The 14,819-nt window shown below is 45.9% G+C and carries 17 protein-coding genes; 8 read left to right on the top strand and 9 right to left on the bottom strand.

The genetic code is table 11. The annotated features are described in order from the left end of the window. Window positions 1-24 precede the first annotated feature (24 nt). Window positions 25-660: an RsfA family transcriptional regulator gene (locus tag QM454_RS07940; protein WP_432363583.1), complete on the top strand. Its 636-nt coding sequence runs from the start codon at window positions 25-27 to the stop codon at window positions 658-660. An 18-nt stretch (window positions 661-678) separates the two neighbouring features. On the opposite strand, the gene QM454_RS07935 is transcribed toward QM454_RS07940, so the two are convergent. After that, window positions 679-1,512 (bottom strand): lipoate--protein ligase family protein, encoded by an 834-nt coding sequence (locus QM454_RS07935; RefSeq protein ID WP_432363581.1) that lies wholly within the window; start codon window positions 1,510-1,512, stop codon window positions 679-681. Between the two features lie 189 nt (window positions 1,513-1,701). Here QM454_RS07935 and hemQ point away from each other — a divergent pair, with 189 nt between their 5' ends. Next, entirely contained in the window at window positions 1,702-2,451 is a 750-nt protein-coding gene (gene hemQ / locus QM454_RS07930; protein WP_432363579.1) for a hydrogen peroxide-dependent heme synthase, read from the top strand. Window positions 2,452-2,677: 226 nt separating this feature from the next. Here hemQ and QM454_RS07925 read toward each other — a convergent pair whose 3' ends face one another. Further along, the gene (locus QM454_RS07925) at window positions 2,678-3,529 is read right to left on the bottom strand and encodes an aminopeptidase (RefSeq protein WP_432363577.1); all 852 of its coding nucleotides are present in this window, start codon (window positions 3,527-3,529) and stop codon (window positions 2,678-2,680) included. Window positions 3,530-3,742: 213 nt separating this feature from the next. Between QM454_RS07925 and QM454_RS07920 the strand changes: the two genes are divergently transcribed. Beyond that, complete coding sequence (locus tag QM454_RS07920) at window positions 3,743-4,093, top strand: spore coat protein GerQ (RefSeq protein WP_432363576.1); 351 nt, start codon at window positions 3,743-3,745, stop codon at window positions 4,091-4,093. Window positions 4,094-4,154: 61 nt separating this feature from the next. On the opposite strand, the gene QM454_RS07915 is transcribed toward QM454_RS07920, so the two are convergent. The 4 genes from QM454_RS07915 to QM454_RS07900 form a co-directional block, all read right to left on the bottom strand. Then, window positions 4,155-4,535 (bottom strand): DUF423 domain-containing protein, encoded by a 381-nt coding sequence (locus tag QM454_RS07915; RefSeq protein WP_432363910.1) that lies wholly within the window; start codon window positions 4,533-4,535, stop codon window positions 4,155-4,157. A gap of 95 nt (window positions 4,536-4,630) precedes the next feature. Further along, the gene (locus QM454_RS07910) at window positions 4,631-4,897 is read right to left on the bottom strand and encodes a YwdI family protein (protein ID WP_432363574.1); all 267 of its coding nucleotides are present in this window, start codon (window positions 4,895-4,897) and stop codon (window positions 4,631-4,633) included. Window positions 4,898-5,086: 189 nt separating this feature from the next. Then, window positions 5,087-5,773, bottom strand: a complete 687-nt coding sequence (locus tag QM454_RS07905) for a uracil-DNA glycosylase (protein ID WP_432363572.1) — start codon at window positions 5,771-5,773, stop codon at window positions 5,087-5,089. 5 nt (window positions 5,774-5,778) lie between these two features. Then, complete coding sequence (locus tag QM454_RS07900) at window positions 5,779-6,537, bottom strand: DUF4230 domain-containing protein (protein ID WP_432363570.1); 759 nt, start codon at window positions 6,535-6,537, stop codon at window positions 5,779-5,781. 203 nt (window positions 6,538-6,740) lie between these two features. Here QM454_RS07900 and thiD point away from each other — a divergent pair, with 203 nt between their 5' ends. The 4 genes from thiD (at window position 6,741) to QM454_RS07880 (ending at window position 10,433) form a co-directional block, all read left to right on the top strand. Continuing rightward, window positions 6,741-7,574 carry a bifunctional hydroxymethylpyrimidine kinase/phosphomethylpyrimidine kinase gene (gene thiD, locus QM454_RS07895; RefSeq protein WP_432363568.1) on the top strand — a complete coding sequence of 278 codons (834 nt, stop codon included), beginning with the start codon at window positions 6,741-6,743 and terminating at the stop codon, window positions 7,572-7,574. A gap of 285 nt (window positions 7,575-7,859) precedes the next feature. Continuing rightward, the gene (locus QM454_RS07890) at window positions 7,860-8,210 is read left to right on the top strand and encodes a YojF family protein (RefSeq protein WP_432363566.1); all 351 of its coding nucleotides are present in this window, start codon (window positions 7,860-7,862) and stop codon (window positions 8,208-8,210) included. 28 nt (window positions 8,211-8,238) lie between these two features. Beyond that, entirely contained in the window at window positions 8,239-8,910 is a 672-nt protein-coding gene (gene bshB2, locus QM454_RS07885; RefSeq protein WP_432363564.1) for a bacillithiol biosynthesis deacetylase BshB2, read from the top strand. 170 nt (window positions 8,911-9,080) lie between these two features. Continuing rightward, on the top strand, window positions 9,081-10,433 hold the full coding sequence (locus QM454_RS07880; protein ID WP_432363563.1) for a YjiH family protein: 1,353 nt from the start codon (window positions 9,081-9,083) through the stop codon (window positions 10,431-10,433). A gap of 47 nt (window positions 10,434-10,480) precedes the next feature. On the opposite strand, the gene QM454_RS07875 is transcribed toward QM454_RS07880, so the two are convergent. Then, entirely contained in the window at window positions 10,481-11,425 is a 945-nt protein-coding gene (locus QM454_RS07875; RefSeq protein WP_432363561.1) for an L-threonine 3-dehydrogenase, read from the bottom strand. Window positions 11,426-11,613: 188 nt separating this feature from the next. On the opposite strand from QM454_RS07875, the gene QM454_RS07870 reads away from it, so the two are divergent. Next, window positions 11,614-12,270, top strand: coding sequence for a hypothetical protein (locus QM454_RS07870; RefSeq protein ID WP_432363559.1), 657 nt, complete (start codon window positions 11,614-11,616; stop codon window positions 12,268-12,270). A gap of 110 nt (window positions 12,271-12,380) precedes the next feature. Here QM454_RS07870 and QM454_RS07865 read toward each other — a convergent pair whose 3' ends face one another. Further along, window positions 12,381-13,571 (bottom strand): glycine C-acetyltransferase, encoded by a 1,191-nt coding sequence (locus QM454_RS07865; protein WP_432363557.1) that lies wholly within the window; start codon window positions 13,569-13,571, stop codon window positions 12,381-12,383. Between the two features lie 72 nt (window positions 13,572-13,643). Beyond that, window positions 13,644-14,750, bottom strand: a complete 1,107-nt coding sequence (locus QM454_RS07860) for a hypothetical protein (protein WP_432363555.1) — start codon at window positions 14,748-14,750, stop codon at window positions 13,644-13,646. Window positions 14,751-14,819: the final 69 nt, after the last annotated feature.

Below are 14,819 nucleotides of genomic sequence, written 5' to 3'. Positions count from 1 at the left end.
ATGAACATGGCAGGAGGCAAGGAGATGGTGAAAGTTAGACAGGATGCTTGGCTTGAGGAAAATGATATTTTATTAGCCGAGACGGTGCTTCGGCACGTCCGGGAAGGTAGTACACAGCTAAGCGCATTTGAAGAAGTCGGAGATGCGCTCAACAGGACCGCGGCCGCGTGCGGTTTCAGATGGAATGCAGTCGTCCGACGCGATTACGAGAAAGAACTAGCAGAGGCGAAAAAAGAACGGAAACAGGCAATGCGCGTTTTAGGCGCGGACTTCAAACGACGCAGCCAGCAATTATATAACCCTATGCAAGGGGGCGATCAGGAGGAAAAGGCGGCTGTACCTTTATCCGCTTTATCGCTTGATACAGTTATTGCGTATTTAATCCGTTTACATCATACGGGCGGAGGCGACTCTGAATCACTCAGATGGAAGCATACTGCTAAAATGGCAAACGAGAAAGTCGCAACGCTCGAAAAAGAGATTGAGAAACTGCAACAGGAGAATAAAACTCTCCGAAACGACTATGAACAGTTCGTCCAAATTATGAATCGAGCACGCCGCCTCGTCACATTGGAAGACGACTCAGAGCGTACAGCTCCCGTCTTCACGATGGAGCGAAATGGAAATCTCGTATCGAAAGAACCGCCGATCAATCACTGATTCGGCGGTTTTTTCATTTTATCCGCGAGCAAGCATTTTTTCATTCCGTTCGACGACACGGTTCAAATAAAACGAATAAAGCTCGATCTCCTCCGGCGTGAAACTCCCCATCTGGACGTCCCCCTCTGAAAGCGCGCGTAGTAACAACTGAACACGAATTCCGACATCACTTACCGTGAGTGGCTCGCCAATGAGCTCCGACAGTGACGCCATCACTTCCGGGCGGATTTCGGGATAAACAAATTTCGTCTCCTCACCTTGCAAACCGATTTCGTATAAATCGCGAATGAGGCGAGCGCGTTCGGCACCGCTGCCTTCCACGCACAAGTACACTTGGATCGCGACGCCTTGACGCAATCGCCGTTGCGAAATTCCCGCGAACTTCTTGCCGCCAATGCTCAAGTCGTACGTTCCTGGACAATAGGAGCCGACAATTTCATACGCCTCGATTTGTTCCGCAACTTCCGGGAACAGCAAGCGGACGAATTCGACCATCGCCTCGTACCCTTCCGGAATATCGATAGACCCTTCCTGCTCGGAAAGGATGATGGAAATGTTAAGGATGCCTTCATCTAAAACGACTGCGAGACCGCCTGAATTCCGGACAATCGTTTTGTAGCCGGCTTCCTGTAGGACCGGCAGCGCCTTTTCGATGTGGGGCAAGCGATGATCCTGGATGCCGAGGACGACTGTTTCATCGTGCACCCACGTTCGAACGGTCGGCACTGTCATTTGTTGACCGACGAGGTGGCAGAGCGTATCGTCCATCGCAAACGATTCCAAGGCGGAACGGTTGTTGACGCTCATCGATTCGTCAATGAAACGCCATTGAGGAAGTAGTAAATTAGACATTTCGTATTCTCCTGGTGATTTATTCGACTTTCGTTTTTTTCCGTTATAAGCATACACCAGTTCCACGTAAGGGAACAGTCATACATTTTTGTCAATTGTATGACTTCTCTACTCTTAAGCTTTGCTATCGAATTGTTTATGCTACACTGAAGGTATATTGAGATTACGCGTAAAGGAGTTAGAATACATATGAACGAAGCAGCAATTACACTCGATGGTTGGTATGTGTTACATGATTTGCGCTCGATGGATTGGGCGGCGTGGAAGTTAATTTCAAAAGAGGAGCGCCAAGCAGCAATCGATGAATTCATGGCTTTTTTGGATAAACTTCAGCAAGCGGATGACGCAAAGACGGGTAGCCATGCGTTTTACACAGTCGTCGGACAAAAAGCGGATTTCATGCTTATGATGTTGCGTCCAACGATTGACGAATTGCAGGAGCTCGAAGCGGAGTTTAATAAATTGACGATTGCAGATTATACGATTCCTGCGTATTCATATGTATCTGTTGTGGAACTGTCCAACTATCTTGCGGGCGAGTCGGATGAAGATCCATATCAAAACCCATATGTACGTGGGCGTCTATACCCTGAGTTGCCGCGCAATCAATACATTTGCTTCTACCCGATGGATAAGAAGCGTGATGGCGAAGACAACTGGTTTATGCTCAGCATGGACAAACGTAGGGAATTGATGCGCAGCCACGGTATGATCGGCCGCAGTTATGCTGGCAAAGTGAAACAAATCATTTCCGGCTCCGTCGGTTTCGATGATTTCGAATGGGGCGTAACGTTGTTCTCGGATGATGTTCTTCAGTTTAAGAAGCTCGTATACGAGATGCGTTTTGATGAAGTGAGCGCGCGTTATGGCGTCTTCGGTTCGTTTTTCATCGGCACGTTGCTCGATGAAGAGAAGAGGAAGTCATTTTTCACGGTATAATGGAAAGAGCCTCTTTGTAGGGGCTCTTTTTTGTATTGTAAAGTGTAATTTATGCGTGTTTGTAATGGATTATGCGTATTTCCGGCGTTTTATGCGTGGAAATACCGATTTATGCGTGGTTAGCGGGATTTATGCGCGTTTGCAGTGGTTTATGCGTATTTCTGACGTTTTATGCGTGGAAATATCGATTTATGCGTATCTGGATGGATTTACGCGCACTCATCTTTTATGCCCGTAACCAGTCCAAAATATCTGCCTTCAACTCATTCCCATTCCAAAAAGTCAACGCGGCATCCTCGCCAATTCGCTCGACAAGTTGCTCAACGTAGTCGGTTCCGAGAATGTAGCCGAGTCGGTTATACCCGAAATAGGATCCACCAGATAGACGGAACCATTCTCGTTCCTTCGCCATGTCCCATTCCCCTAATGCATCTTCCAAAAAGCGTCGTTTCACTTCGGCTTTGTTGTCCTCATAACATTTCACCCACGGTTCCCCTTCGTCATCGTACGTAAAATAGACCGGTTTCTGAAGTCCTGGCACTGTTCGTTTCGATAAATACGTAGCTGCTCCTTCTGTGAAAAGCGTCGTCAAGCCATGCCCCCAATCGACTGTGGACCAATCGATCCCACTGCGCGCGGCAAGCGCAAAATGTGTGACGTGACCGATTTCATGCGCTGTAATTACTTTCAAATGATCGCGTTCCGCGGATAGCTTTTCAACAGCAAAATAGATTTCGCGGCGATTATCCCTCGTTACGAATGCATTCGAGCCGAACGTGCCGACGATCAGCCTGAATGAAAGGTCCAATCCTAGTCCGAATGTCTGTTCAACAATCTCATCCATTTCCTGAATAATGGCGGGCAAATGATTAGAAATGGAACGAATGTCGGCCATTTTGTCATCGTATTTCTCGAGCGCTGCTACTAGCCGTTCTTCAGTTCGCGGACAATGATTCGGAAAATACTTTTCATAGATTTTCTCATGCTCGTTGAGATACGTTTCCAAATCGGCAACTGTTGGGTGTGCGGTTGATTCCCAAAAGTCCAAGAATGACGGAATGTTATTTTCGATATGCATTTGACTCCCCCCCACCTACTAGTATACATATTTTTCTGTCATTAATAAAAGCAGGAAAGCATATGGTGAAACCGAGGGGGTTATACCGTGGCAGTTATGGAAGCCACAAATAGTGAAGTTAATTATTTAGCAAGACTGATGCGGGTAGAAGCTCCCCTGCTAAACAGGATTTCCCGCAAGTGTAAGTAATTGATAACAGAAAGGATGAAAAAAATGGTCCAATATTATTGGTACCCAGGTTTTCAACAGCAGCAAATGCAAATGCCTACAACGCCGCCACAGATTCCCACCGGAGGAGGAAGGCCTCCATTCCGGGAGGAGTCGTATATTGAAAACATCCTCCGTCTTAACCGAGGCAAGCCGGGTGTGTTCCATTTCTCCTTTGAAAATGCAATTGAACCCGAAAAGAATACGCTAGCGATCCCAGGCGTGGTAGAAGCGGCGGGCCGCGATCACGTTATTTTAAGCACAGCAACCGGAAAACGGTATTTATTGCCAATGATTTATTTCGACTATGCGGAGTTTAACGAAGAACTGAATTATTTTAATCAACAACCGATGTAAAGAAGTAAAAAGTCTTCCACTGCCTATTTAGGCAACGGAAGACTTTTTATTTTCTTCTATGTTATTTTCCGAAATTCACCGCTGCGATGATGAGCATGATCCAGCCCGCGATGAACGCGACGCCGCCGATTGGAGTGATGGCGCCGAGAATACCGATGCCGGACAGGCTGAGGATGTAAAGGCTGCCGGAAAAAATAATAATGCCGGCGAGCAGCAAGTAGCCTGCCCACGTTAAACTAGTCGACGGGCCGAAGAGCGATGTGCTCATGAGGATGCCGACCGCGATAAGCCCAATCGCATGGAACATTTGGTATTGAACGGCCGTTTCCCAAATAGCGAGGTATCGTTCGGACAGTCGCTCTTTTAGTGCATGCGCGCCGAATGCGCCAAGTGCAACGGCAAGCGCTGCATTGACGGCGCCTGCGATAATGAAAAATGGCATATAATTCCCTACTTTCCACTTGTCTATTACTCTCTCTTTCATAATAAACAGTTTTGCCGTCCATTTGCGACAGAACAATGGCAAAACGCTAACAATTAGAATTCAAAGATCGAATTACCATTCGCGTCGTCTTCCTCCAACGGCACGCCTTCTATTGAAGAAGGAAGTTGCGGCTGATGAGCAATTGACATCGTTTTTGGTGTAATGATCGGTTCGTCTTTCTGATCATTGCTGACGAGTACAACTTGGCAGAGCGCTCGAATTGCTGTTAACGCCTCGCGGACGGCTTGGTCATCATTCGCCGTTTTTGCGTAATTGAGCTGGCGTTGCATTTCTACAATGATCCGTTCGGTTGAAATCATCGTCTTGCATCCCCTTTCTTCGGTACGTATTTCATGCATTCCATGCCGGATGATCTGTGTACGACAACGGACGGCAGTTCACGTGTTTTGAAACTATATGCCTTACAGCCACGCGGGCTTTTCGGATCCCATGTAACGAAAAAGTATTGACATCGAAAACAATTTACAGCCATGCGACCACCTCTTCCCTTACATCCCGTCCATAGTCCGGCACCAGTCTATCGGCACTTTATTCCACGATTCCAAAATCGTATTCGCCTTGGAATATGGCCGACTGCCGAAAAATCCGCGACTTGCGCTAAGCGGACTCGGATGGACAGATTCAATGACGGCGTTTTTCTCTAGATCGATTAACTTCTTTTTTTCTTGCGCCGGGCGCCCCCAAAGAATGAAGACGACCGGATCATCGCGCTCGGACAAGCGACGAATCACTTCGTCGGTAAACGACTCCCATCCTTTCTTCCGGTGGGAATGCGCCTCCCCTTCTCTCACCGTGAGGACGGTGTTGAGCATGAGCACGCCTTGCTTCGCCCAGCCCGTCAATGTCCCTGTTTCTGGAATAGCGCACCCGATATCAGCATGCAATTCTTTAAACATATTTCGTAAACTCGGCGGAATTTTGACACCGGGCTTCACCGAAAAGCTAAGGCCGTGCGCTTGTCCAGCCCCGTGATACGGATCTTGTCCGAGCACGACTACTTTCACGTCGTTGAACGGGGTTAGTTTGAAGGCTGTCCACTTCTCTTCCACGGATGGATACACGGTATTGCTTGCGTATTCTTTTTTGAGGAAATCGCGAAGCTGCAAGTAGTATGGTAGCTGAAATTGCTCCGCAAGCACTTCATCCCAATCATTCCCAAATCTCTTTTTCTCCACGTACCTCACTCCTTGAACTCTATCGTCACGTCATACCCTGCGAATGAAAACATTTCCTTTAACGTTTTTTCGGCGTTAAATTGAGCTGTCTTCAACACTCCTTGGCCAGTCGCTTCTTCAACGATGAGATTTTTTGCTTCAGCGGCAAGCTCATACGCCTCGTCAATATCTGCTTTGTGACGGAAGAGACCTTCATAGGAATACACTTCGACTTCGTCAAAATAAATTTCCGCTCCTCCGAGGAACGTCGCGGCCGGCAATATAAGCGTTGCCGTCTTATTCTTTACATCTATAACGACATCTTTTTCAGTAAGCTTGGACAAATCGACACCCGCTTTTATAGAGCCAGGAATGACGACGAGCAGTTGCCGCTTGGTCCCCGGCACGTTCATTCCGATACTTTGTCCAAATAGTTGGTTGTCTTGTCGTTCAATGATTACTTTCGTATACGCTTCAGCCGTTGCCAGTTCATTCAAGTCTTGTATTTGTTCAAGGAACATACCTTTCTGTTCTGTGAACGTACTTCCTAGTTTTAAAAATTGAAAGGTGACGAACGGAAGAGAGATGACGACGAGTAAGAGAAGCACGGCGAGTAGGAGTGCCCATCGCTTCCACATGAAAAGGAATCGAAACGGCATGCGCGGACGCCAAGATCTCCGTTTTCTGCCGATTACTTCTTCCACGGTGACCGCACTTTCAGATTTAGATGCCTTCAATTCTTTCAGTAGTTTTTCAATTTCCTGCAATTTCTTTTTATCTTCCATACTCTTTTCACCTTCCTTCGACAGTTGTAAACATCTAGTTATACGTTTAGACTATCTAAAAGTTTCATAGCGGACAACAGATACGCATATGGCAAGTAGCCTTTCATTTCAAAGCGGCTCGCGATTGCGATTATTGTATTTATTCGTCGATTTGTTTACTATATAAGTATGAATGCAATCCAACACGAAGGAGAATTCCAGCTATGACTATGAAAAAGACATTGACAATCGCAGGATCCGATACGTCAGGCGGCGCAGGAATTCAAGCCGACTTAAAAACGTTCCAGGAGCACGGCACATACGGCATGACCGCTTTGACGGTCGTTGTAACAATGGATCCCGATAACAATTGGAGCCACGGCGTCTATTCACTTCCGATCGATGTATTGAAAGCGCAAATTAAAACAGCTCTTTCGACAGGTATCGACGCCATTAAAACAGGCATGCTTAGCACAGAGGAAGTGATTCAAACTGCTGGCGAGGCTATTGCACAATCCGGACTCGACCACGTCGTCATCGATCCCGTCAAGGTATGTAAAGGCGAAGACGAAGTGCTCAATCCGGGCACTGTCGACGCAATGGTGGAATATTTGCTTCCGAAGGCGGAAATTGTCACGCCAAACTTGTTCGAGGCTGGACAACTCGCGAGCATGAAAACCCCTTCGACGATTGAGCAGATGAAAGCGGTAGCCGAAAAAATTCATTCGTTAGGTGCACGCAACGTCGTTATTAAAGGCGGCAAGCAGCTTCAACATGACAAAGCGGCCGATCTGTTTTATGACGGCAAGACGTTTACGTTACTTGAAGCGGACAAAACAGCGACGCATTACAATCATGGTGCAGGCTGCACGTTCGCAGCTGCGATTACAGCGAATCTCGCGAACGGCCTTAACGTGAAAGAAGCGGTGATCGAAGCGAAGAAATTCGTTACCGCCGCAATCGCAAACGGCTGGAAGTTGAATGAATACGTCGGTCCTGTTATGCACGGCGCAAAAAACCGTGTAGGTGAACCGAATATTACAGCTACGGAGATTTGATTTTAATAAGTCCAGAAGAGACGGCTCTCTTCTGGACTTTTTTGTGTAGGTAAAAAGTTATCGGTCATTTCCTAGCAGTTATCGGTCAATTCATAAAGGTTATCGATCAATTTGGAGGAGTTATCGGTCATTCCCCGGAACTTATCGGTCAATTTCACATAGTTATCGTCATTTCAAGACCTTTGAACTATGCGCTTTCAAAATTTCAAGCCGCGTCAATCGCATTCAACTACACTTTTCTATATACTGAACATATCCATTTTGTAATAAAGGAGGAATTTTTTCATGGATATCGTGAAACCGGACCGGTTACAGGAATTGCTTAATTCCTATGCAAATAAAGACGTTTACATCCATCTTGAAACGACGAATGGCGCGTACGCCGCTCATTTAAAGGAAGGATTTTTTAACGCCGGCGCATTCATTCGCAATGTCGTCGTTAACTATGAACTCGGTAAAGTGGCAGGCGAATCGCCGCATCGGGTAGGTTTGAAGCTTCCGTCGGGCTGGATTTATGCACAAGGGATTACCCACTACACGGTCGATGAACATGACCGTTTGCTCATGGCAGGGCTCGATCCGGACGGAAAATTAGCAGTCGCGCTCGAAATAAGTGAAACACCATTTACATATTAAGCTATTTGATTGTGAAGGAGGCTTTTTGATGATTAAAAAAGAACGCCACGTGCTCGTCATTTTCCCGCACCCGGACGACGAAGCTTTCGGTGTATCAGGTACAATTTCTACCTATATCGAAATGGGGGTCCCCGTCACGTACGCCTGTCTAACGTTAGGCGAAATGGGACGGAATCTCGGCAACCCTCCTTTCGCAAACCGTGAAACGTTGCCGCAAATTCGTAAGCAAGAATTACAAAACGCCGCAGCCGCCATGGGATTGACCGATCTTAGACTGATGGGCTTGCGCGATAAGACAATTGAATTCGAAGATGACGAAAAGATGATCCAGCTCGTCACCGATTTGATTACCGATACGAATCCGTCCCTCGTCATTACGTTCTACCCGGGACTCTCCGTCCACCCAGACCACGACGCAACAGGGCGCGCCGTCGTCGGTGCCGTCGAGAGGATGAAGGAATCCGAACGTCCGACGTTGTATACAATTGCTTTTGCACATAATACTGTAGAAACAATCGGTGCTCCCGATATTATCCACAACGTCGAAGGCGCGGCGCAAAAAAAGCTCAACACATTGAACGCACACGCCTCGCAAACCGTCTGGATGATGCGAGACATGGAAAAAAGATTAGCTGAGAAAGACCCAGATGCATTGAAATGGCTCCACGAAGAGAAATTTTACACATACCGTTGGGACTAATAGAAAGCGGCCCATGCCCCGTTAACAATAAACGGGGCATTTTCATAGCTAGAACAGAATACTGAAAAGATTGATTTCTTTCTTTCATATTTACAACCGGATTTAAATACGTTAGTATGTATGAATATACAATGAACTTCATAATTTATTCATAAAGGAGCAAGATAGAGTTGAAGAAACATCAAGTATCCACATGGCTCTACTTTCTAATTCCATCCATACTCGGCATCGGCCTTTTCATGATTCCTTTCAAATTCGGTGAAGAATGGAAAGTTCCAATTGCAAAATTTGCGGATATCCTATCGGGCTGGCTCGAACCTGCCATGCCAATGGCTGCAATGATTATTATTATAATCGCGGCGCTCGGGTCGTTGCTATATGCATTCGTCCCGCGTTCAAGTTCTAAACCTTCTCTAGCGGAAAGCTTGTTCAAAGTGACGCCGTTCTGGGTTGTCACTCGTATACTTGGAGCTGTTTTCGCGATTATGGTTACATTCCAAATCGGACCTGAAGCTGTTTGGAATGAAAATACAGGCGGCTTACTTCTAGCGCCAGATGGCCTTGTATCATTTTTATTCACGATTTTCCTATTTGCAGGTCTTTTATTACCATTATTATTGAACTTCGGTTTGTTGGAGTTTTTCGGGACGATGATGGTAAAAGTAATGCGTCCTTTATTCAAACTGCCTGGACGTTCTTCCATCGATGCGCTCGCTTCATGGATCGGCGATGGTACGATTGGTGTACTATTGACGAGTAAACAGTATGAAGAAGGCCATTATACACAAAGGGAAGCAGCAATTATCGCAACGACGTTTTCGGTCGTTTCCATTACATTTTCACTCGTCATTATCGATACGGTCGGCATGTCGAACTACTTCCTTCCGTTTTACGGAACGGTGCTATTAACAGGTGTCATTTTAGCGCTTATTATGCCGCGCATTTATCCACTTAGAGGTAAGAAAAACGAGTTTATCGACGGTCGGGAATTTACGGGCGAAGAAGAGAAGTTACCTGAAGGCTATAATGTGTTCAACCATGGACTAGAAAATGCGTTGAATACAGCTAATAAAAACCGTTCCGTTGGTAAGATCTTTACAGACGGCATGCGGAATGTGCTCGATATGTGGATTGGTGTTGCACCGGTCGTTATGGCATTCGGTACGGTCGCACTCGTTTTAGCCGAATATACAGGTATCTTTACGTTTTTAGGGAAGCCGTTTGAGCCGATTCTTTCTTTGCTAGGCATTCCGGAAGCTGCTGAAGCTGCGCAGACGATGGTTGTTGGTTTCGCGGACATGTTCCTGCCAGTTATTTTGGCGGATGGCGTCATTACTTCTCAAATTACGTTGTTCACGATCGCGACGATTTCAGTCGTTCAACTTATTTACATGTCCGAGGTTGGTGGGTTAATTCTCGGAACGAAAATTCCTATTAACATTTTAGACTTAATCGTCATTTTCCTATTACGTACACTCATCGCTCTGCCAATCGTTGCGGGCGTTGCACATTTACTCTTTTAATGATTAAAAACCGCTGTTCCATAAACTGGAGCAGCGGCTTTTTCATATTATGCGTTTAATTTAATTTTCAATTTCTCAAGCATATCTGCTGTCATTGCATCCAAATCATATGTCGCCTTGAAGCCCCATTCCGTGGCGGCTGCTGACGGATCGATACTATTTGGCCAGCTGTCTGCGATTGCTTGGCGGACCGGATCGACATTATACGTCATTTCGAAATTCGGGATATGTTTACGGATCGATGCTCCGATTTCATTAGGCTCGAAGCTCATCGCCGTTACATTGAATGCGTTGCGATGAATTAGTTTCGCAGAATCCGCTTCCATTAAGTCAACGATTGCTTGCAAAGCGTCCGGCATATACATCATGTCCATATACGTTCCTTCTGCGATGAAGGACTCGTACTTCCCTTCCGTAATCGCCTTATAATAAATATCTACTGCATAATCGGTCGTTCCCCCGCCCGGTTGCGCCACGTAGGAAATTAATCCTGGGAAGCGAACACCGCGTGTGTCGAGACCGAATCGATGATAATAATAGTCGCATAATAGCTCACCTGACACTTTATTCACGCCATACATCGTCGTTGGACGTTGCAAAGTGTCTTGCGGCGTGTTCGTCTTCGGTGTCGAAGGACCAAACGCCCCGATCGAGCTCGGTGTGAAAAATTGCATATTAAGGTCACGCGCCACTTCAAGCGCATTCATAAGGCCACCCATGTTAAGGTTCCATGCAAATAGTGGGTTTGCTTCGGCTGTGGCGGAAAGAAGCGCCGCCATATGCATAATTGTGTCTGCACCGAAATCCTTCGCCATGTCGTGCATCTTTTGGCCATCCATCACATCGAGGACTTCGAATGGTCCTGCAACTGGTTGTTGGGGCTGACGGATATCAGTCGATAACACATTATCCTCGCCATATTCTTTTTGCAGCTTGACGATCAGTTCCGAACCGATCTGGCCAAGTGCACCTGTCACCATGATTTTTTTCAAACCTGAAACCTCCTAAAGGTCAAATGTGTTTATGGAAAGGACATTGTTTTTTGTAAATTAAATAAACTCTTCCACATCAATATAAAAGATTATATTATGTGTTCCTGTAAAACACAATAACTATTCCTCTCTTATCAGTTTTTCCTATATTTTTTCTGGTATACTAAAGAAAAACGTTGAGGTGCCAGATGTTCAGTAAATATGCCAATTTCTTTTTAGTTGTGATGATCAGCGCCTTGTTGGCAGTTGCGCTATTTGTATCCGGCTTGCAACTATGGCTCGTTTTCACAATTGTGTCGTTGTTCACTTTCATTCTAACGATGGGCTATCCATTTTATATCATTTACAAATCAAGAAGTTTGAAATTAATTGACCGCTATTTGGCGAATCACCGGAGTAAGCCGATTTTCAGTTATGCATATGCTTTAGCGCACGGTACGGATAAAGAGATTATTGATTCATTAAATAGAGTCGTAAAATCGTATCCTCATGCGGAAGTACAAGATGTGTATAATGCCAATTTGCTAGTGTTCCGGAAAAACTGGAGAAGCTTAATCGAAATGTCGAAGTCAATGACAACGACCATTTACCGCGATTATTATGCGGGAATCGGGTATACAATGAGTGGTAATAAGGAGAAGTCTTCCGAGTCTTTGTCAAAGGTGCGGACTCCGTGGATGGTTCACTCGTTGAAAGCGATGATCGCTTTGAAGCAAGGACAGCAAGATTCATTCCAAAAAGAATTGATGCTTGCGACAAAGCAAGCAGTCGGTATGCAGCGCTACGTAGTGTATCATATGTTGAATAGAATGGCGAAGGAAGCTTTTTCTACTAAAGAGGTATGAAACAACCCCATCCGTTTAGGATGGGGTTTCAGCCTGTTGACAAACGCGCGCTTAACAATCAAAAAACTGCCGCATCGGCTTTAAGCCGGCCACGACAGTCATTTTACATATTAAGAAATTACGCCTAGCTCTTTTCCTACTTTTTCATAAATGGCGAGCGCTTCGTCGAGCATTTCCTTCGTATGAGAAGCGATCGGCATATTACGCACACGCCCTGTACCCTTTGCAACGGTCGGGAAGACGATTGACTTCGCATAGACGCCTTCTTCGATTAAACGTTTCGAGAATTGCTGCGTCAATTTCTCATCGCCGATAATGCATGGCGTAATTGGTGTTTCGGAAACACCGATGTTGAAGCCTAGTTGCTTCAAGCCTGCTTTTAAATAGTTTCCGTTCTCCCATAGCTTATCATGCAGCTCTGTTGACTCCATAATTTTGTCGAGTGCGCCCATAATCGCAGCAACATCGCCTGCAGGTAAAGCAGTGGAGAATAAAAACGGACGAGAACGCACTTTTAGCCAGTCAATTAGCGATTGCTTCCCGGCAACATACCCGCCGACAACACCGATTGCTTTCGACAATGTGCCAATTTGGAAGTCGATCTCTTTTTCAAGCCCGAAATGCTTCACAGTCCCTTTCCCTAATCCTGTTACGCCGGATCCGTGTGCATCGTCGACATACGTGATAAGATCGAATTCTTTTGCAATCTCAACGATTTCTGGAAGCTTCGCGATGTTGCCGTCCATCGAAAAGACGCCGTCAGTAATGTACATGAGCTTGCCGTATTGTCCGGACTCTTTCGCTTCTTTTGCTTTCGCGCGCAAATCGTCCATATCTTGGTGTTTAATACGAATAATTTTCGCACCGGATAGACGGCATCCGTCGATAATTGACGCGTGGTTTAATTCATCCGAAAGAATAGCGTCTTGTTTATTCATGACTGCAGAAATTGCAGCCATATTGCAGTTGAAGCCGGATTGGTAAGAGATTGCTGCTTCCGTCCCTTTAAACTCCGCAAGCTTCTTCTCAAGTTCAATATGAATATCGAGCGTTCCATTAATCGTACGAACAGCTCCCGCACCGACGCCGTATTTTTCCGTCGCTGCGACCGCTAATTTCTTCAAATCTTCGTTCGTCGCTAGCCCTAAATAGTTATTTGAGGAAAGATTGATTAATTCTTTTCCATTGATTTTAATTATAGGACCATTTGGACCTTCCACTGGGTCAATGACATTGTAAAGTCCTTGGTCACGCAGTTCTTGTAAATTTTCCTGTAAAAACGCATCGAGCACTTTTGACAAAATGATCTTCCTTTCAAACGGTTGATGCCCTTATTTTATCATAATCGGGCGAAACACGCAGAAGGAACCGACTTATACGTCAATCCATTTTGAAAGTTGCCGAGCCTTTTCCTCGAAAGATTTTCGAATGAGTGCCTGGTCAACGATTTCTCGCAGCCTGTTTTCGCTGAGCGCATACGCATGCATATAGCCCGTCGCGTCCATAATTTTCTCTTTGTACCGACCGCTAATTTCACGGATTTTCTCTTCCGCCTCTTCGTCTTCCATACACATCGAGACGAGGTCGAGTACTTCATCCACCGAACTTTCCGGATCATATTCATGCGGCTGGGTCGCGTCGAAGAAACTGATCGACAGCTCCGGCAATACTAAGATGTCGACACTTGTCGGATCAAGGCCGCACCAGCCGTACTGCACGTCGATCCCCCTACGCTCTGCTTCTTTGCCGAGTGTTTTTAATATCGTCGATTTCCCCGTTCCGGACAATCCTTTCATAAGGACCCTTCTCTTCGTCCAGTTCGTAATCGATGGAATGTAATCGCGAGACCCCCCTGGCGCTAAAGAACCAGCAATTCGATGCGACACGGTCGATTGCTTATGCAACTTCATTGTGCCGAAAAGCTCTTCTTTTAGTGACTCGATAAGTTTTTCATGTTCGTGCCACATCATTCTTGCGATATTTACTTGCTCCCAATCGTCGTGAATCCGTTTTGCTTCTGACATCGCTTGCATCATTTTTGTAAATACGAGGGTTGATTCTTCTGCAATTCTGGCCATTTCAGTCGCGCGGCTTTCAAGTTTCTCCTCATCATACGCATCATAGAAGCTAATGACGTGATGGCGTCCGCCAATTTCAGTTGGCTCGAGTGGTACGGGGTGTGATGCTTGGAGAATAAATAGCTTGATGTCTTTTACAAATATGGCATCCGTATTGTCAGGGTGGACGGGATTGTTGAAGCGGTCCACGTCATAACCCCTTTTGATGAAATGTGCTGCCGCATCGTTCAATACGTTAGATAGTGCATTGGTCGGCGGAGCTTTTAAAAAAATCGTTTTGTTAGCGGTGGCAATCAATGTATCGTATTTGTGCGCGACCCCGAGCCCTGTATAGGCTGTCCCCATGTATTCCGTTATTGTCCCGTATATGATGACCATCCTTTCCCAATTGACTACTTGCACTTCTACCATATGCCCAGACAATAAAAAAAAGCACGGCTTGTCTGCCTGTGCTTAAATTCTTTAGTAACT

The organism is Sporosarcina sp. UB5 (assembly GCF_050859005.1).
In the GTDB taxonomy this organism is placed as follows: domain Bacteria; phylum Bacillota; class Bacilli; order Bacillales_A; family Planococcaceae; genus Sporosarcina.
This window is presented reverse-complemented; position numbering and strand designations above follow the sequence as displayed.